The sequence below is a fragment of the Streptomyces rhizoryzae genome (genome assembly GCF_023155275.1).
Classification (GTDB): Bacteria; Actinomycetota; Actinomycetes; order Streptomycetales; family Streptomycetaceae; genus Streptomyces; species Streptomyces rhizoryzae.
The window spans coordinates 1-18,307 of record NZ_JALMUV010000075.1 but is presented as its reverse complement, the minus strand read 5'-3'; the positions used below and the strand labels follow the sequence as shown (position 1 = coordinate 18,307).

Below are 18,307 nucleotides of genomic sequence, written 5' to 3'. Positions count from 1 at the left end.
CCCCCTCCCGCCGGAAAACGGCCCCACCCCTGGGGAAGACATCAGGGGAGGGACGAGGTCATCACGCCGAGGCCGCGCTTCTGGCACGAGGGCCACCACCACGGACCCCACCCCACACCACGCACCCCGCCGAAGGCGAAAAACCGCAACCCCCACGGCGGAACAGCCGACAACGTGCGACGCGACCACCGGTACGGTACCCGCATGACGATCGGCAGACGGCAACTCCTCGCCGCCGCAGGCGGCATGACGCTCGCGGGCGCCCTGGCGGCGTGCGGGTCCAACACCGGGCGCGGTGGCGGGGGTTCGGGCCCGGCGCTCTCCCAGTGGTACCACCAGTACGGCGAACCGGGCACCCAGCAGGCGGTGAAACGCTACGCCGCGGCGTACACCAAGGCGTCCGTCACGGTGCAGTGGCGGCCGGGGGACTACGACCGGCAGACCGCGGCGGCGCTGCTGACCGACGCGGGACCGGACGTCTTCGAGGTCAACGGGCCGACGCTGGAGCAGATCCAGGGCGGCCAGGTGGTCGATCTGACCGACCTCGTCGCACCGGTCAAGGACGACTTCAACCAGGCGGTGCTGGCGCCGAAGATCTGGCAGGACAAGATCTGGGGCATACCGCAGACCATCGACACCCAACTGCTGTACTACCGCCCGAGCATGCTCAAGGACGCCGGGGTGCGGCCGCCGCAGACCGTGGACGAACTCGTCGACGCGGCGCGGACGCTGACCACCGGCAAGGTCAAGGGGCTGTTCCTCGGGAACGACGGCGGGGCGGGCGTGCTCGGCGGGACGCCGCTGGCCGCGGCCGGGCTGAGCCTGATCACCGCGGACGGCAAGGCGGGGTTCGACGACCCGGCCGCCGCCCGGGTGCTGGGCAAGTTCCGGCAGCTGTACGCCGGCAAGGCGCTGCTGCTGGGCGCGCCCACCGACTGGTCCGACCCGGCGGCGTTCATCCAGGGGCTGACCGCCATGCAGTGGTCCGGGCTGTGGGCGCTGCCGCAGATCAAGAAGGCGCTGGGCGACGACTTCGGCGTGCTGCCGTTCCCCGCGGACGGGCCGGACGGGAAGCCGGCGGTCCCGGTGGGCGCGTACGCGACCGCGGTCAGCGCCCGCAGCACCCACCGGTCGGCCGCCAAGGACTTCGCCAAGTGGCTGTGGCTGGACCGCACCGACTACCAGCGGGACTTCGCGCTGTCGTACGGCTTCCACATCCCGGCGCGGATCTCGCTGGCGAAGAAGGCGGGGCAGCTGCGGGAGGGCGCGGCGGCGGACGCCGTGCGGTTCGCCACCGGCCACGGCTTCGCCGAACCGCTGCTGTGGAGCAGCGCCGACCGCACCGCCTACCAGGACGCGCTGAGCCGGATCATCAAGGACGGGGCGCATCCGGAGACCGAGCTGAAGGCGGTCCTGCGCACGGTCCGGGCCGAGTTGCAACGGGCCGGGAAGAAGTGAGGGCGCGCCCGGCCCGGCTGCTCGGCCCGCAGCGGCGGAATCTGTGGTTCTGGGTGTTCGTCGGGCCGTTCGCGGCCGGGCTGGCGCTCTTCACCTACGTTCCGCTGCTGTGGAGCGTCTACCTCAGTTTCTTCGACGCGCACAACACGGTGAATCCGACGGAATTCGTCGGCCTGGGGAATTACACCGCGATGCTGGGCGACGATGCCTTCCTGAGCAGCCTGGGCACTTTTCTGCTCTTCACCGCGTTCATCGTGCCGGCCACGTTCGCGCTGTCGCTGTCGCTCGCCCTGATGGTGAACCGCCTGCGCTTCGCCCAGGCGTTCTTCCGGTCGGTGTTCTTCCTGCCGACCGCGTGCAGTTATGTCGTGGCCTCGCTGATCTGGAAACTGTCCATTTTCAACGGAGTGCGGTTCGGGCTGGCCAACACCGTGCTCGGCTGGTTCGGCGCCGACCAGACGGCGTGGCTGTCCACCACCAGCCCGCCGTGGTACTGGCTGGTCATCGTCACCGTCCGGCTGTGGCTCCAGGCCGGCTTCTACATGATCCTCTTCCTGGCGGGGCTCCAGCGGATCCCGCCGCAGCTGTACGAGGCGGCGGCGGTGGACGGGGCGCGGCCGGGCTGGCCGGTCTTCCGGCACATCACCTTCCCGCAGCTGCGGGCCACGTCCGTGGCGGTGGTCCTGCTGCTGGTGATCAACGCCTTCCAGGCGTTCGACGAGTTCTACAACCTGCTCAGCGACGCCCGCGGCTACCCGCCGTACGCCCGCCCGCCGCTGGTCTACCTCTACTACACCGCGCTCGGACGGGACCAGAACCTCGGCCTGGGCAGTGCGGGCGCGGTGATCCTGGCGCTGATCATCGCGGTGGCGACGGTGGTGCAGGCCCGCTGGTTCGGCCTCGGCCGCAAGGAGGAGTGAAGGACATGCACGATGCCCTGACCCGGGCCGGCCGGGCACTGCGGGGGGCGCTGCTGGCGGCCCTGGCGCTGCTGTTCCTCGTCCCGTTCTATCTGCTGGTCCGCAACGGTCTGGCGAGCGAGGCCGACATCACCGCGCCCACCTGGACGTTCTTCCCCCGCGAGGTGCACTGGTCGAATCTGGCGGAGGTGTTCTCCGACCCGGACCTGCCGCTGGCCCGGGCGCTGCTCAACTCCACCCTGATCGCCGTCGCCACCACGCTGGGCACGGTGGTGCTCGCCTCGATGGCCGGTTACGGCCTGGCGCGCATCCCCTACCGCCACGCCTCGACGGTGTTCTACGCGATCCTGGGCACCCTGATGGTCCCGGCGGCCGTGACGTTCGTGCCCAGCTTCGTGCTGGTCTCGACGCTCGGCTGGATCTCGTCCCTGCGCGGGCTGGTGATCCCGACGCTGTTCAGCGCCTTCGCCTGCTTCGTCTTCCGGCAGTCCTTCCTCGGCTTCCCCCGGGAGCTGGAGGACGCGGCGCGGGTGGACGGCCTGGGGTACTGGCGGACGTACTGGCGGATCGTGGTGCCCAACGCCCGGCCGGTCTTCGCGGCGGTCGGCACCATCGTCTTCATCGGCGCGTGGAACTCCTTCCTGTGGCCGCTGGTGATCGGCCAGGACCAGTCGGCCTGGACGGTGCAGGTCGCGCTGTCCACGTTCACCACCGCGCAGAACCTCAGCCTGCACAAGCTGTTCGTCGCGGCGGGGGTCTCGATCGTGCCGCTGCTGGTGGTCTTCCTGCTGCTTCAGCGGTACATCGTGGCGGGCGTCGAGCGCAGCGGCATCGACGACTGAGCGCGGCCGGACGCCGCGGCGCCGGGGGGGGTGGTCCCGCGCCGCGGTTGCCGATACGGTGCGTGCCATGTGCACGCACCCGATCGTCCGTGAGGCGGCGCCGCGCGACCGCGGCCCTCACGGTGCGTGCGCGCCCCGCGGCCTGAGCTTCCTGCGCCGCCGCGGCCGGGTCGGCTCTCCCCCGGCCGGCTGTCCCACCGCGTCCTGAGCCGGACGCCCCGCCGCCGTACGGCGCCGCGCCCGCGCGCCCGCGGGCACCCCCGCGTCACCCCGACTCCCCCACCCGGAGGCCCCGTTGACGACCGCCGACACCGCCCCCACCCCCGCCCTCCGCCCGTACCGCGTCCCCGCCGACGGGCTGTACGAGGGCCCCCGGATCCTGCGCCGCACCCCGGACGGCCGGCCGGGCCGGCCCTACGAGCTGTTCGAGACGGTGCCGCTGGGGGCGACCCTCGGGGCGGAGGTCCGGGGGCTGGATCTGTCCCGTCCGCTGTCCGCGGTGCTGCGGGCCGAGCTGAACCGGGCGCTGCTGGAGTGGAAGGTGCTGTTCTTCCGCGAGCAGCATCTGACCTCCGCCGCACAGCGCCGATTCGCCGCGCATTGGGGGGAGTTGGAGACCAACCCGCTGCTGGCCCGGGGCGACGCGAAGGAGGTGGTGAGGTTTGACAAGGCGGCCGGCGGCGCTCCGACGTTCGAGAACGTGTGGCACGCGGATGTCACATTCCGCGCGCGGCCCGCGATGGGCGCGGTGTTGCAGCTGCGCGAGGTCCCGGAGGCGGGCGGGGACACCCTGTGGGCCGATATGGCGGCCGCGTACGACAATTTGCCGCCGGAAATCCGGACCCGGATCGACGGGGCGCGGGCGGTCCACGACTATCTCCCGGGGTTCGCCCGATTCTGCCCGCCGGAGCAACTGGCGCCGTTCCAGGCGGAGTTCCCTCCGGTGGAGCACCCGGTGGTGCGGCGGCACCCGGAGACCGGGCGGCGGACGCTGTTCGTGAACGCCTCCTTCACCACCCGCATCACCGGGCTGCCGGAGGCGGAGAGCGACCACCTGCTGGGGCTGCTGTGCCGGCAGGCGCACGTCCCGGAGTTCCAGGTGCGGTGGCGCTGGCGGGCCGGGGACGTGGCGTTCTGGGACAACCGCGCCACCCAGCACTACGCGGCCTTCGACTACGTGAGCCGGCGGCGGGTGGCGGAGCGGGTGGCGATCGCCGGCGACCGGCCGCACTGAACGGCCGGGCGGCCTGCCGGGGAAGCGCCCCGGCGCCGGTCACCGGCCGGACGGGCCGTCGCTCTGGGCGCCGCCGCGCAGCAGGGCCGCGCCCAGCGGCGTCAGGGTGTGCAGCACGGCGTTGCCCTGGCGCAGGGTGGACAACAGGCCGGCGTCGCGCAGCACGGTGGCGTGCTGGCTGGCCGACGCCGGCGAGACGTCGACCCGCCGGGCGAGTTCGCTGGTGGTGCAGCCGACGCCGATGCCGTGCAGGATCGCCGAGCGGGTCTGGCCCACCAGACGGCCCAGCGAGCGGTCGGCCGGGACGGGCGGTGTCAGGCGTGGCACGGGGTGCTCGACCGGGTAGACCAGGACGGGCGTGAGGTCGGGGTTGTGGAAGGTGACCGGGGTGCGGCGGCAGAAGTACGAGGGCAGCAGGAGCAGTCCGCGGCCGCCGAGGTGGAGGTCCCGGTCGACCGGGTAGTCCGCCTCCAGGACCGGCGGGCGCCAGCGCATCATCGGCGGCAGCGACGCCAGCAGCCGGTCGGTGCCGCCGTCCAGCAGGGCCCGGCCGCGGGCCGCCCGGTCGGCCTCTATGCGGCTGCGGACCCGGTGCCAGTACGGGGCGACGGCCGCGTCGTGGTAGCTCTGGAGTATCCCGGCGAGCCGGCCCAGCGAACGGGTCTCACCGTCCGCCAGGGCCCGTATCCAGCCGGGCAGCGGCCGGCCCTCGGCGAGTGCCAGCCGGCCCAGCTCGGCGTGCAGGCGCTCGGCCGGGGTCTCCCGCACGGCGGCCAGCGCCTCGCCCATGCCGAGCAGGCCCTCGGCGGGCGTCAGGAAATCCGGGAAATAGCCGCGGCTGGGCACCAGGGGCGCCAGCAGACGCGTTTCGCCATTCAACCTTCCGCGGGTTTCCGATCGCCAACCGCCGAACGTGGAATCGTCGCGCCGGTCGCGGAGCCGGTGAAAGCTCAAAACCGTCTCCCACAGCGCATCGGGGCGTGCGGCAATCCGCACGCGGGCCAGATCGAGTCCACTGAAATGGACGCGTAACACCGAACCCCCACTCTTTGGTTATCTCCGTCGGCCCCCGGCACGCCTGAGTATGCACGCCACCACGGGCGGTCACCATGCCCTTTTGGCCAGAGTTGAAAGGGGTCGCGGCGGGCCCCGCCCGGACGGAATGCTGGAGGCAATTCAACGGCGCTGCGCGCGGCCCGGATTGCTCGATCCCGTGGGGGGTGATGGGCAAACAACCGGCCGGGCGGTGCCCCGTTGGAGGCCGCCTCCCACGCCGACTGGGAGGGCGGCAGCTCCCGAGGGGGGAGTCCGGAGAAAAGCGAGGGCGGCGCCCGTGCACAGGCGCCGCCCTCGCCGCCCGGAACACACCCATCACCGGCACGCACGCCGTGGGCACATCACGCCAAGACTTCGCCGATGACCTCGGCCGTGTCGCCCTCGTCGTCCTCCCCCGGACGCACGGACAGGATGCCGCCTCGAATGACTTGCCCCTCCCAGGGCAGACGCGCCGGCCTCACCCCTCCACGGCCCCACCGCGCGGCTGCCGCGCGGGGTGCCCAGTGGGAAAGCGCCCAGCGGGAGCAGCGGAGGCCGGGCAGCAGGCCGGTCGGATGTCCACCCGGTGGGGCGGGGAACGTCGAGCGGGGCAGCAGGAGTCGTGCGACGGTGCGGCGGAGCTCGGTGCGGAAGCGGAGGGAGCGGGGGGGGACTTCTCCCGCTCGTCCGGCGAGGCGACGTCAGGTGGGGGTCGCGTCGCGGGCGCTTTCTCGGTGTGGGCCGAGTGGGCCGAGCCGGTGGTCGAGCGCGGCACCGACCTCGGGGCAGTTCGTGCGGATGACGTCGAGGAAGGCGTTCAGGGCCGGGGAACGGTCCTGGGCCCGGAAGGACAGGACCAGGTCGGGCAGCGGCGTGCGCGGGGTCACCTCGCAGAGCCACGTGCCCCGCCGGGGGGCCGTCACCATGCGAGAGGGTCCCAGGCCGACGCCCACCCCGCAGGCGGCGAGGCCGATGATGGTGTGGATGTCCCTCGCGACGGTCGCGCCGGCGAGCGCCGGGGAGTCCTTGCCCAGGAGGGCCCGCAGGCCGGTGACGACGGCGGGCTCGTCCTCGTCCGGCGCCACGATCAGCGGCTGTCGCCGCAGTTGGTCCACGCCCACCGACGACTGCCCCGCGTACGGGTGCGTGCTGCTCACGACCGCGACCAGGTGGTCGTGTCCGATCGGGACCGATACCAACTGCTCGGCCCCGACGCCCCCTGGCCGGCCGAGGCCGATCGCCACGTCCAGTTCACCGGCGACGAGCGCGGCAGTGCTGTGCCTGGTCGCCATCTCGTGCAGTTCCAGCCGTACGCCGGGCCGTTCGCGGCCGAACCGGCCGAGGACGTCCGGCAGGGGTTCGAGCAGCGCCGAGGCGATGAACCCCAGGCGCAGCCGTCCCGTCTCGCCGCGTGCTGCCCGGGCCGCGTCGACCGAGGCCGCCGCGATCTCGTCGAGCGCCCTGCGCGCCCGGGAGAGGAAGGCCGCGCCCGCAGCCGTCGGGAACACCCCCTGGCGGGTGCGGTCGAACAAGCGGGCGCCCACTTCCCGTTCGAGGTCGGCGATCTGCTTGGACAGCGGAGGCTGCGCGATGCCCAGCGCACCGGCCGCCCGGCCGAAGTGCGCGTGCTCGGCGAGGGCCAGTGCGTACCGCAGGTGCCGCGCTTCCACGTCAGCCTTCCAGCCATATCTCACATGTATCGTCGGCCAGCTTTCCAGATCTTTCCATGGATGGTCAGCGCCGGGTCGCGTGGAATGCGGTCATGACTGATTCCTCCCCCGCGGACACCGTCTTCGTCTTCGTGCACGGGGCCTGGCACGGCTCCGGGCAGTGGGCGGCGACGCAGCGCGCACTCGCCGCGCTCGGTGCCGCGAGCATGGCCGTCGACCTGCCGGGGCACGGCTTCGACGCGCCACTGCCCACCGGATACCTCCGGCCGGGCCAGCCGGGCCTGTCGACCGAGAAGTCCGCGCTCGCCACCGTGACGATGGACGACTGCGCCGAGGCCGTGCTGGACACGCTGCGCCAGGCCCGCCGCCACCGTCGTGTCGTGCTCGTCGCACACAGCGCGGGCGGCGGCCCCGCGTCACTGGCCACCGAGCGCGCACCCGGACTCGTCGACGAGATCGTCTACCTCTCCGCCTTCGTGCCCGCCGGACGGCCCCGGTTCTTCGACTACCTCGGCTCACCCGAGAACGCCACGGCACGGGGCCGGGGCCTCAGCCTCGGCGACCCCGGGGAACTGGGCGCCGTACGGATCAACCCGCTCGCACAGGACCCCGCCTACGTCGAGGAACTGCGGCAGACCCACTACCACGACACCCCGCCGGACCGCTTCGACCGCTGGCGCTCGGCACTGAGCCCCGATCTGCCGCTGGCGATCCCCGCCACCCCGGTCCTCGTGACTCCGCAACGGTGGGGGCGCGTCCCGCGGACCTTCCTGCGCTGCGCGGACGACCGGGCGCTGCCGACGGCCGTGCAGGATCTGATGATCGAGGAAGCCGACCGGGCCGTGCCCGGCAACCCGTTCACCGTGCGCACCCTCCCGGGCGGCCACAGCCCGTTCGCCGCCCGACCCCGTGAGCTCGCCGCGGCGCTGCTGCCTTGAGCGGCGGACGCCTCGTGCTGCCGGTGGTGCTCGGCGCCACCTTCGTGCGCCTGCCCAGCGCCACTGCCGCCCCAGTGGCCGCCCACAGAACCGAGGGCGGCACCTCCGCACAGGTGCCGCCCTCGTGGGTGCCGGAGGTGGCGGCGGGAGTGAGGGTCAAGGGCGCCCGCCGCCGGTTCCGGGGGTTCGGGGGGCCGTGGCGGCCCCGGGTGGGGTCAGCGGCTGTCGCTGCCCTGGGACTCCGCCGCCGCGCGGCCCGCCTCCAGGCGGGCGACGGGGATGCGGAACGGGGAGCAGGAGACGTAGTCCAGGCCGACCTCGTGGAAGAAGTGGACCGAGTCCGGGTCGCCGCCGTGCTCACCGCAGACCCCGAGCTTGAGGTCGGGCCGGGTGGCCCGGCCGGCCTCGGCGGCGCTGCGGACCAGCGAGCCCACCCCGTCCTTGTCGATGGTCTCGAACGGGCTGACGCCGAAGATGCCCTTCTCCAGGTACGCGGTGAAGAAGCTGGCCTCCACGTCGTCCCGGGAGAAGCCCCACACGGTCTGCGTGAGGTCGTTGGTGCCGAAGGAGAAGAAGTCGGCGGACTCGGCGATCTGACCGGCCGTGAGCGCGGCCCGGGGCAGCTCGATCATCGTGCCGAGGGTGAGCTTGAGGCTGACGCCGCGGGCCCGCTCGACCTCGGCGATGACCTGCTCGGCCTCCTCGCGGACGATCTCCAGCTCCTGGACGGTGCCGACCAGCGGGATCATGATCTCCGCACGCGGGTCGCCCTTGGCGTTCTTGCGCTCCGCGGCGGCCTCGGCGATGGCCCGGACCTGCATGGCGAACAGGCCGGGGATGACCAGGCCGAGGCGGACCCCGCGCAGACCCAGCATCGGGTTCTGCTCGTGCAGCTTGTGCACGGCCTGGAGCAGCCGCAGGTCGTTCTCGTGCTTCTCGTGCCGGGCCTCGGCGAGCGCGACCCGCACCGAGAGGTCGGTGATGTCGGGCAGGAACTCGTGCAGCGGCGGGTCGAGGAGGCGGACCGTGACCGGCAGGCCGTCCATCGCCTCGAACAGCTCGATGAAGTCGGCCTTCTGGAGCGGCAGCAGCTCGGCGAGCGCGGCGTCCTTGTCGGCGTCGGTGTCGGCCAGGATCAGCCGCTCGACCATCTCCCGGCGCTCGCCGAGGAACATGTGCTCGGTGCGGCACAGGCCGATGCCCTGGGCGCCGAAGCGGCGGGCGCGGGCGGCGTCCTCGGCGTTGTCGGCGTTGGCCCGGACCCGCAGCCGGCGGACCCGGTCCGCGTACGCCATGATCCGGTGCACGGCCTTGACCAGCTCGTCGGCGTCCTCGGCGCCGGCGTGCATCCGGCCCTCGAAGTACTCCACGACCGGCGACGGCACGACCGGGACCTCACCGGCGTAGACCTTGCCGGTGGAGCCGTCGATGGAGACGGTGTCGCCCTCCTCGATGACGGTGCCGTCGGAGGTGGTCAGCCGCCTGGTCTTGGTGTCGACCTGGAGCTCCTCGGCGCCGCACACGCAGGTCTTGCCCATCCCGCGGGCCACGACGGCGGCGTGCGAGGTCTTGCCGCCGCGGGAGGTGAGGATGCCCTCGGCGGCGATCATGCCGTTGAGGTCGTCGGGGTTGGTCTCGCGGCGGATCAGGATGACCTTCTCGCCGGAGCGGGACCACTTGACGGCCGTGTAGGAGTCGAAGACGGCCTTGCCGACCGCGGCGCCCGGGGACGCGGCGATACCGCGGCCGATCAGCTCGGACTCGGCGTCCAGGTCGAAGCGGGGGAACATCAGCTGCGCCAGCTGCCCGCCGGTGACCCGCTGGAGGGCCTCGGCCTCGTCGATCAGGCCCTGGTCCACGAGCTGGGTGGCGATCCGGAAGGCGGCGCCGGCGGTGCGCTTGCCGACCCGGGTCTGGAGCATCCACAGCTTGCCGCGCTCGATGGTGAACTCGATGTCGCACAGGTCCTTGTAGTGCGTTTCGAGCGTCTCCATGATCTGCATCAGCTGGTCGTACGACGCCTTGTCGATCGACTCCAGCTCCGCGAGCGGGACGGTGTTGCGGATACCGGCGACGACGTCCTCGCCCTGCGCGTTCTGGAGGTAGTCGCCGTAGACGCCCTGCTGGCCGGAGGCGGGGTCGCGGGTGAAGGCGACGCCGGTGCCGGAGTCCGGGCCGAGGTTGCCGAAGACCATGGAGCAGACGTTGACGGCCGTGCCGAGGTCGCCGGGGATGCGCTCCTGGCGGCGGTAGAGCTTGGCGCGGTCGGTGTTCCACGAGTCGAAGACGGCCCTTATGGCGAGGTCCATCTGCTCGCGCGGGTCCTGCGGGAAGTCCCGGCCGGTCGCCTCGGTGACGATCTGCTTGAAGCGGTCGACCAGGGCCTTGAGGTCGGCGGCGTCCAGGTCGATGTCGACGGTGACGCCCTTGGCGTGCTTGGCGCCCTCCAGGGCCTCCTCGAAGAGGTCGCCGTCGACGCCCAGCACGGTCTTGCCGAACATCTGGATCAGGCGGCGGTAGGAGTCCCAGGCGAACCGCTCGTCGCCGGCCTGCTTGGCGAGGCCGGAAACCGACGCATCGGAGAGGCCGATGTTGAGGACGGTGTCCATCATGCCGGGCATGGAGAACTTCGCACCGGAACGCACCGAAACGAGCAAGGGGTCGTCGGCCTGGCCGAGCTTCTTGCCCATGGTCTTCTCCAGGGCGGCGAGGTGGTCGGAGACCTCGGCACGGAGTGCCGCGGGCTCACTGCCGCTCTCCAGGTAGACCTTGCAGGCTTCGGTGGTGATCGTGAAGCCGGGCGGGACCGGAAGTCCCAGGTTGGTCATCTCCGCGAGGTTGGCGCCCTTGCCACCGAGGAGGTCTTTGAGGTCCTTGTTGCCCTCGGTGAAGTCGTAGACGAACTTCACGGAAGAAGACTGGCTTACGTGGGGATCTTGTGTTTCCGGCACGGGTCTGACTCCTCGCCGACGGGCTGCCCTGACGGCGAGGAACATACCCAGATCGAAGGCGTATGGGTACGTCCACTTGGTCGACATACGTGCGTAACCCGGCGTCCGCCACCAGATCGAAAGTCGTCCTGCTTTTCCACCATCGTTTACTACCCGAATGCATCACTGCGCTGCGCAGTCGAACGGGACGCGATCGCTACGCACCGCAAGGGTTCACTTGATGGGTTGAACGGATGGCGGGTGGCACCCGGTGCCACCACTGCGAGAGATGGAGCCCAACCGGGCGCGCTCATCTGAGCGCAACCCCTATCAGGGGTGGCGAGAATCACGCGCTCATGTGTGCGCCAGTTCCATCATTTGGACCCCGCGCCCGGATGTGATCAAGGAACGCGATGAGAGAAAAGGGGGCGGTTTTCCGCAGTGCGGGAAGTGCGGCGCACGATTCGGCCACCCGCCCGCACCGGGCCGGCGCCACCCCGCCCCGGACGTCACCGGCCCGTCCGCCACCGCACGCGATCGCGCCATACTTCGCCGGCGGCGGGAACGCGGCCGCGGCGCCCGAACCCGTATACGGGCGCACGCCGGCCCGCGGGCAGGCACGCCCGCGGGCCGGAAAAGGGGAACGGCCGGCGCGGTGCCGCGCCGGCCGGGCCGAGGGAGAGGGCGGGGTCAGCCGCCGGAGGTGTCCAGTTCGGCGTCCTCGCCGACGCCCGCGCAGTCGTACGGGTCGCGCAGCCAGCCGTCCGGGAGCACCACGCGGTTGTTGCCGGAGGTGCGGCCGCGCGGGCCGTCGGCGCCGGCCGGCCACGCCTGGTCCAGGTCCAGCTCGTGCAGGCCCGCCGCCAGCTCCGCCAGCGACGAGCTGATCGCCAGCCGCTTGCGCATCTCCGAGCCGACCGCGAAGCCCTTGAGGTACCAGGCGACGTGCTTGCGGAAGTCGATCACCCCGCGGGCCTCGTCGCCGAGCCACTCGCCCAGCAGCGTGGCGTGCCGGACCATGACGTCGGCGACCTCGCGCAGCGTGGGGGCCTTGGGTGCGCCGGTGCCCTCGAAGGCGGCGACCAGGTCGCCGAAGAGCCAGGGGCGGCCCAGGCAGCCGCGGCCGACCACGACGCCGTCGCAGCCGGTCTGACGCATCATCCGCACCGCGTCGTCCGCCGACCAGATGTCGCCGTTGCCGAGCACCGGGAGCTCCGGGACGTGCTCCTTCAGGCGGGCGATGGCGTCCCAGTCGGCGGTGCCGCCGTAGTGCTGGGCGGTGGTGCGGCCGTGCAGGGCGATCGCGGTGACGCCCTCCTCGACGGCGATCCGGCCGGCGTCGAGGTAGGTGAGGTGGTCGTCGTCGATGCCCTTGCGCATCTTCATCGTCACCGGCAGCTCCCCGGCGCCGCTGACCGCCTCGCGCAGGATCGCGCGCAGCAGCGGCCGCTTGTACGGCAGGGCGGAGCCGCCGCCCTTGCGGGTCACCTTGGGCACCGGGCAGCCGAAGTTCAGGTCGATGTGGTCGGCGAGGTCCTCCTCGACGATCATGCGGACGGCCTTGCCGACGGTGGCCGGGTCGACGCCGTACAGCTGGATCGACCGCGGCCGCTCGCCGGCGTCGAAGTGGATCAGCTGCATGGTCTTCTCGTTGCGCTCGACCAGCGCCCGGGTCGTGATCATCTCACTGACGAAGAGCCCCTTGCCGCCGCTGAACTCCCGGCACAGCGTCCGGAACGGGGCGTTGGTGATCCCGGCCATGGGGGCGAGGACCACGGGGGGCTGCACCGAGTGCGGGCCGATCTGCAACGAACTCATGCCCTCCATTGTCCCGCACCGGGCCGGGCACCCCGCCGGGGGCCGACCGACCGGGATCGTTGTACGGTTCAACCATGCCCGACCTCAGCCGCCGTCGCCGTCTGCTCGTCCTGGCGATCTGCTGTCTGAGCCTGCTCATCGTCAGTCTCGACAACACCGTCCTCAACGTCGCCCTGCCGTCCATGCAGCGCGAACTGGGCGCCTCGGTCTCCGGGATGCAGTGGACCATCGACGCCTACACCCTGGTGCTGGCCTCGCTGCTGATGCTCTCCGGCTCGACCGCGGACCGCCTGGGCCGCCGCCGGATCTTCATGATCGGCCTGGTGGTCTTCGCGGCCGGCTCCCTGCTGTGCAGCCTGGCGCCCGACCTGACGTGGCTGGTGGTCTTCCGGATGGTGCAGGCGGTCGGCGGCTCGATGCTGAACCCCGTCGCCATGTCGATCATCACCAACACCTTCACCGACCCCCGGGAGCGGGCCCGCGCCATCGGGGTGTGGGGCGGCGTGGTCGGTATCAGCATGGCCGCCGGGCCGGTGGTCGGCGGACTGCTGGTGCAGAGCGTCGGCTGGCGCTCGATCTTCTGGATCAACGTCCCGATCGGCGCCCTGGCGCTCTTCCTGACCTGGCGCTGGGTACCGGAGTCCCGCGCGCCGCGGCCGCGCCGGGTCGATCCGGTCGGCCAGCTGCTGGTGATCGCGCTGCTCGGCTCGCTGACGTACGCGATCATCGAGGCACCGGAGGCCGGCTGGGACTCCCCGGAGATCCTGGCGTTCGTCCTGGTGGCGGCCGGGTCCCTGATCGCACTGGTCGGCTACGAGCGGCGGCGCCCGGAACCCCTCATCGACCTGCGGTTCTTCCACAGCGCCCCGTTCAGCGGCGCCACCGTGACGGCGGTCTGCGCGTTCGCCGCGCTGGGCGGCTTCCTCTTCGTCAACACCCTCTACCTCCAGAACATCCGCGGTCTGTCCGCCCTGAACGCCGGGCTCTACATGCTGCCGATGGCCGGGATGACGCTGGTCTTCGCGCCGCTGTCCGGGCGGCTGGTCGGCGGCCGGGGCCCCCGCCTGCCGCTGCTGCTGGCCGGCTGCGCCATGGCCGCCAGCGGCGTGCTGTTCGCCGCCTTCGACGCGGAGTCCACCACCGCGCTGCTGTTCACCGGCTACATCCTCTTCGGCATCGGGTTCGGCCTGGTCAACGCGCCGATCACCAACACCGCGGTCTCCGGGATGCCGCGCGCCCAGGCGGGCGTGGCGGCCGCGGTGGCCTCCACCAGCCGGCAGGTCGGCCAGTCGCTGGGCGTCGCGGTGATCGGCGCGGTGCTGGCCGGCGGCGCGCACACCGGCGCCACCCGCACCGCGTTCCTGGCCGCCGCCCGCCCGGGCTGGTGGATCATCGCCGGCTGCGGCGCCGCGGTGCTGCTGCTGGGCGCGCTGACCACCGGCCGCTGGGCCGACGCCACCGCCCGGCGCACCGCCGCCCTCTTCGAGGGCGAGGCGGCCCGCGACCACCGGCAGGCGCGCACCGGCTCGTAGCGCGCGGCCGGGGCGCGGCCCCTCAGACGCCCGCCGCCACCCGCCCCGGCGCACCGGCCAGCCGCTCCAGCTCCACCAGGCGCTGCCGCGACGCCTCGTCAACAGGGGTGTAGACGAGCGCCTTCGGGCCGGGGTTCGGGCCCGTCCACAGGTTGGTGGTGGCCAGCTGGAGGACGCCCACCGGGTGCCGGAAGACCTTCACCGCGCTCGTCGCGCGCTCGACCTCGTGCTGCGCCCAGATCTCCCGGAACTCCGGCGACGCCTCCGTCAGCCGCGCCACCAGCGCCTTCCAGCCCGGCTCGGCGAGGTGCTCGGCCATCGCGGCGCGGAACTTGGCGGTCATCCGCCGCACCGTGGACTCCCGGTCCACCAGGCTGGCCCGCCACTCGGGGTGGGTGAACGCCAGCCACATGCAGTTGCGGTCCTCCTCGGGCACCGCGTCCAGATCGCCCATCAGCTGCCCGTAGGTGCCGTTGTAGGCGAGGATGTCGAACTTGCTGTTCTGGACGGCGGCCGGATACGGGGAGAGCTGGTCCAGGATGTCCCGCAGCGCCCGGGGGACACCGGTGCACTCCTTGCCGGGCTGCGGATCGGCCACCCCGGCCAGGGCGAAGAGGTGGCTGCGCTCGGCGCGGTCCAGCAACAGCGCGCGGGCGACCGCGTCCAGCACCTGCGGGGAGACGTGGATGTCGCGCCCCTGTTCGAGCCACGTGTACCAGGTGACCCCGACGGCACCGAGCTGGGCGACCTCCTCGCGGCGCAGCCCCGGGGTGCGGCGCCGGGCGCCGCGGGGCAGCCCGACCTGCTCGGGGGTGATCCGCTCGCGCCGGCTGCGCAGGAAGGCGGCCAGCTCCGCCCGGCGCACCGCGTCGTCGGCCCGGTGTCCGTTGCGGGGCGGCGGCGCGGCGGGCCCCCGTCCGTCCGTCCGCGCGGTACCCGTCCCGGCCACCTCGGCGGCCTGCGTCACATCCACGGTCATGGAGCCAGCCTGCCGCAGTCGCCAGCCCGTTGCCAGGTAGTGCTGATACCAGGATCGGGACGCTCTGGTACCCGGTTGAGCGAACCGGAAAGCTCGTCCCCGTGAGTCGAACCCCGATAGCTTCCACCGTTCCCACCGCCCCGTCCACCACCCCGGCCGGCGCTCCGCCCCGTACGGCGGCCAACCCGCTGCTGACCCCGCTGGGCCTGCTGACCGTCCTCCTGGGCGCGGCCCTGCCGATGATCGACTTCTTCATCGTCAACGTCGCCCTGCCGACCATCGAACGCGATCTGCACGCCGGCCCGGCGACGCTGGAGATGGTGGTGGCCGGCTACGGCGTCGCCTACGCCACACTGCTGGTCCTCGGCGGCCGGCTCGGCGACATCGCCGGCCGGCGGCGGCTGTTCCTGTGGGGCCTGGCCGCCTTCGGCCTGACCTCGCTCGCCTGCGGCCTGGCCCCGGACGCCTGGACGCTGGTGGCCGCCCGGGTCACCCAGGGCGCGGCCGCCGCACTGCTGCTGCCCCAGGTGCTGGCCACCATCCAGGCCGCCACCACCGGCAAGCGGCGCGCCAAGGCCCTCAGCCTCTACGGCGGCACGGCCGGCGTCTCCAGCGCCGTCGGGCAGGTGCTCGGCGGGCTGCTGGTCTCGGTGGACCTGGCCGGCAGCGGCTGGCGCGCGGTCTTCCTGGTGAACGTGCCGATCGCGGCCGCGGCCTGGCTGCTGGCGGCCCGGACGGTGCCCGAGACCCGCTCGCCGCACCCCAGCCGGGTGGACGGCCCCGGTACCGTGCTGCTCGCCGTCGCGCTGGTCGCCCTGCTGCTGCCGCTGACGGAGGGCCGGGCGGCCGGCTGGCCGCTGTGGTCCTGGCTGCTGCTGGCCGTCTTCCCGTTCGCCGCCGGGGCGTTCGTCGCCGTCGAACGCGCCGCGGAGCGCACCGGCCGCACCCCCCTCGTCCCGCCGTCCCTCTTCCGCATCCCGTCGGTCCGCAGCGGACTGGCCATGATCGTCCCGTTCTCGGTGGGCTTCGGCGGCTTCATGTTCGTGGTGGCGGTCGCCCTCCAGAGCGGTCTGCGCTACGGGCCGCTGGCCGCGGGCGTCTCCCTGGTGCCGCTGTGCCTGGCGTTCTTCCTCGCCTCCCTGGCCGGGCCCCGGCTGGTGGCGCGCTTCGGGCGCAAGGTGGTGATCACCGGGTCGCTGATCCAGGGCACCGGGCTCGCCGCCCTGGCGCTGACCGTGCACGCGGGCTGGCCCGGGCTGCCGGTCGCGGCGCTCGCCCCGAGCATGACGGTGCTCGGCGTCGGCCAGGGGCTGGTGCTGCCGGTGCTGATGCGGATCGTGCTGAGCGAACTGCCGGTGACCCAGGCAGGGGTCGGCGGCGGCGTGATGGTGACCACCCAGCAGTCGGGCCTGGCGCTCGGCGTGGCGACGCTCGGCACGCTCTTCCTCGCGCTGCTGCCGTCGGCCGGCATCCGCGACGCGTTCCTGGCCGCCCTGCTGACCCAGCTGGTGATCGTCCTGGGCACCACGCTGCTGGGCCTGCGCCTCCCCCGCGCCCTGCGCTGAGGGGAGATGCACGGCGACTTCACCCTCACGACTGACAAATATTGAAATCTGTCAGCCGTCATGCCAAGCTGGACGTACGGCGCGACGGGCCCCCGGCCCGTCCCCGCCGTCCCCGTCCGACCCCGTCCCCAGGAGACCGCCGTGCAGACCCGCGCCCTCGGCACCACCGGCCCGCAGACCTCCGCCCTCGGCCTCGGCTGCATGGGCATGTCCGCCCTCTACGGCGACACCGACCGCGCCGAATCCCTCGCCACGCTCCACGCCGCCCTCGACGCCGGCATCACCCTGCTCGACACCGGCGACTTCTACGGCATGGGCCACAACGAACTCCTCATCAACGAAGCGCTCCGCACCGCCCCCGCCGCACTGCGCGAACGGGCCCTGCTCAGCGTCAAGTTCGGCGCCCTGCGCACCGTCGAGGGCGGCTTCACCGGCTACGACGGCCGCCCCGCCGCGGTGAAGAACTTCGCCGCCTACTCCCTCCAGCGCCTGGGCACCGACCACATCGACATCTACCGGATCGCCCGCGTCGACCCCGACGTCCCGATCGAGGAGACCGTCGGCGCCATCGCCGAGTTGGTCGAGGCCGGCCACGTCCGGCACATCGGCCTCTCCGAGGTCGGCGCCGACACCCTCCGCCGGGCCGCCGCCGTCGCCCCGATCGCCGACCTCCAGACCGAGTACTCCCTGCTCACCCGCGACATCGAGGACGAGATCCTGCCCACCGCCCGCGCACTGGGCATCGGCATCACCGCCTACGGCGTCCTCTCCCGCGGCCTGATCAGCGGCCACTTCACCCCCGACCGCACCCTGGCCGCGAACGACTTCCGCGCCCAGTCCCCCCGCTTCCAGGGGGAGAACCTCCAGCACAACCTCGCCCTCGTCGACGCCCTCCGCACCCTCGCCGAAGCCAAGGGCATCACGGTCGCCCAGACCGCCATCGCCTGGGTCCTCTCCCGCGGCGACGACATCGTCCCCCTCATCGGCGCCCGCCGCCGCGACCGCCTCACCGAATCCCTCGGCGCCCTCGACACCACCCTCACCCCCGACGACCTCACCACCATCGAAGCCGCCATCCCCCCCAACGCAGCCGCCGGCACCCGCTACCCCCGATCCCAAATGCGGCACGTCGGCCTTTGATCCCACGTGTGTGGCTTTCCCACCGGGCGGGTGCCTGCGGCGGGCCTGCGCACGTTGTTGGGTTTCCCGCCGTGCGAGTGCCTGCGGCGGGCCTGCGCACGTTGTCGGCTTTCCCGCCGTGCGAGTGCCTGCGGCGGGCCTGCGCACGTTGTTGGGTTTCCCGCCGTGCGGGTGCCTGCGGCGGGCCTGCGCACGTTGTTGGGTTTCCCGCCGTGCGGGGTGCTGTTGTTCCCCGCTTCGCGGGGT

General features: G+C 72.7%; 13 protein-coding genes. 8 read left to right on the top strand and 5 right to left on the bottom strand.

Translation table 11 applies throughout. The features are described 5' to 3' along the window. Positions 1-204: 204 nt before the first annotated feature. The 4 genes from MUU72_RS33745 (at position 205) to MUU72_RS33730 (ending at position 4,454) form a co-directional block, all read left to right on the top strand. Complete coding sequence (locus tag MUU72_RS33745; RefSeq protein WP_248017274.1) at positions 205-1,458, top strand: ABC transporter substrate-binding protein; 1,254 nt, start codon at positions 205-207, stop codon at positions 1,456-1,458. After that, positions 1,455-2,378: a carbohydrate ABC transporter permease gene (locus MUU72_RS33740; protein WP_248017273.1), complete on the top strand. Its 924-nt coding sequence runs from the start codon at positions 1,455-1,457 to the stop codon at positions 2,376-2,378. Before MUU72_RS33745 ends, MUU72_RS33740 begins: the two co-directional genes overlap by 4 nt. A gap of 5 nt (positions 2,379-2,383) precedes the next feature. Then, entirely contained in the window at positions 2,384-3,220 is an 837-nt protein-coding gene (locus MUU72_RS33735; protein ID WP_248017272.1) for a carbohydrate ABC transporter permease, read from the top strand. Positions 3,221-3,515: 295 nt separating this feature from the next. Beyond that, positions 3,516-4,454, top strand: coding sequence for a TauD/TfdA dioxygenase family protein (locus tag MUU72_RS33730; protein WP_248017271.1), 939 nt, complete (start codon positions 3,516-3,518; stop codon positions 4,452-4,454). A gap of 39 nt (positions 4,455-4,493) precedes the next feature. Here MUU72_RS33730 and MUU72_RS33725 read toward each other — a convergent pair whose 3' ends face one another. Both MUU72_RS33725 and MUU72_RS33720 read right to left on the bottom strand, forming a co-directional pair. Next, positions 4,494-5,333, bottom strand: coding sequence for an ArsR/SmtB family transcription factor (locus tag MUU72_RS33725; RefSeq protein ID WP_248017270.1), 840 nt, complete (start codon positions 5,331-5,333; stop codon positions 4,494-4,496). An 857-nt stretch (positions 5,334-6,190) separates the two neighbouring features. Further along, positions 6,191-7,159, bottom strand: a complete 969-nt coding sequence (locus tag MUU72_RS33720) for a LysR family transcriptional regulator (RefSeq protein WP_248017269.1) — start codon at positions 7,157-7,159, stop codon at positions 6,191-6,193. A gap of 92 nt (positions 7,160-7,251) precedes the next feature. Between MUU72_RS33720 and MUU72_RS33715 the strand changes: the two genes are divergently transcribed. After that, positions 7,252-8,097: an alpha/beta fold hydrolase gene (locus tag MUU72_RS33715; RefSeq protein WP_248017268.1), complete on the top strand. Its 846-nt coding sequence runs from the start codon at positions 7,252-7,254 to the stop codon at positions 8,095-8,097. Between the two features lie 215 nt (positions 8,098-8,312). Here the strand turns inward: MUU72_RS33715 and ppdK are convergent, their stop codons facing one another. Together ppdK and dusB are read right to left on the bottom strand one after the other, a co-directional pair. Next, positions 8,313-11,006: a pyruvate, phosphate dikinase gene (gene ppdK, locus MUU72_RS33710; RefSeq protein WP_248017267.1), complete on the bottom strand. Its 2,694-nt coding sequence runs from the start codon at positions 11,004-11,006 to the stop codon at positions 8,313-8,315. A gap of 711 nt (positions 11,007-11,717) precedes the next feature. Next, positions 11,718-12,845, bottom strand: coding sequence for a tRNA dihydrouridine synthase DusB (gene dusB, locus MUU72_RS33705; protein WP_248017266.1), 1,128 nt, complete (start codon positions 12,843-12,845; stop codon positions 11,718-11,720). A gap of 74 nt (positions 12,846-12,919) precedes the next feature. On the opposite strand from dusB, the gene MUU72_RS33700 reads away from it, so the two are divergent. After that, positions 12,920-14,377 carry an MFS transporter gene (locus tag MUU72_RS33700; protein ID WP_248017265.1) on the top strand — a complete coding sequence of 486 codons (1,458 nt, stop codon included), beginning with the start codon at positions 12,920-12,922 and terminating at the stop codon, positions 14,375-14,377. A 22-nt stretch (positions 14,378-14,399) separates the two neighbouring features. Here MUU72_RS33700 and MUU72_RS33695 read toward each other — a convergent pair whose 3' ends face one another. Continuing rightward, positions 14,400-15,356, bottom strand: a complete 957-nt coding sequence (locus MUU72_RS33695) for a helix-turn-helix transcriptional regulator (RefSeq protein ID WP_248017264.1) — start codon at positions 15,354-15,356, stop codon at positions 14,400-14,402. A 101-nt stretch (positions 15,357-15,457) separates the two neighbouring features. Between MUU72_RS33695 and MUU72_RS33690 the strand changes: the two genes are divergently transcribed. Next, positions 15,458-16,921, top strand: a complete 1,464-nt coding sequence (locus tag MUU72_RS33690) for an MFS transporter (protein ID WP_248017263.1) — start codon at positions 15,458-15,460, stop codon at positions 16,919-16,921. Between the two features lie 141 nt (positions 16,922-17,062). Continuing rightward, positions 17,063-18,061: an aldo/keto reductase gene (locus tag MUU72_RS33685; RefSeq protein WP_248017262.1), complete on the top strand. Its 999-nt coding sequence runs from the start codon at positions 17,063-17,065 to the stop codon at positions 18,059-18,061. Positions 18,062-18,307: the final 246 nt, after the last annotated feature.

Coding starts and splice junctions, on each gene's coding strand:
- MUU72_RS33700 (WP_248017265.1), top strand. CDS start 12,920: ATGCCCGACCTCAGCCGCCGTCGCCGTCTGCTCGTCCTGGCGATCTGC.
- MUU72_RS33695 (WP_248017264.1), bottom strand. CDS start 15,356: ATGACCGTGGATGTGACGCAGGCCGCCGAGGTGGCCGGGACGGGTACC.
- MUU72_RS33715 (WP_248017268.1), top strand. CDS start 7,252: ATGACTGATTCCTCCCCCGCGGACACCGTCTTCGTCTTCGTGCACGGG.
- MUU72_RS33745 (WP_248017274.1), top strand. CDS start 205: ATGACGATCGGCAGACGGCAACTCCTCGCCGCCGCAGGCGGCATGACG.
- dusB (WP_248017266.1), bottom strand. CDS start 12,845: ATGAGTTCGTTGCAGATCGGCCCGCACTCGGTGCAGCCCCCCGTGGTC.
- MUU72_RS33735 (WP_248017272.1), top strand. CDS start 2,384: ATGCACGATGCCCTGACCCGGGCCGGCCGGGCACTGCGGGGGGCGCTG.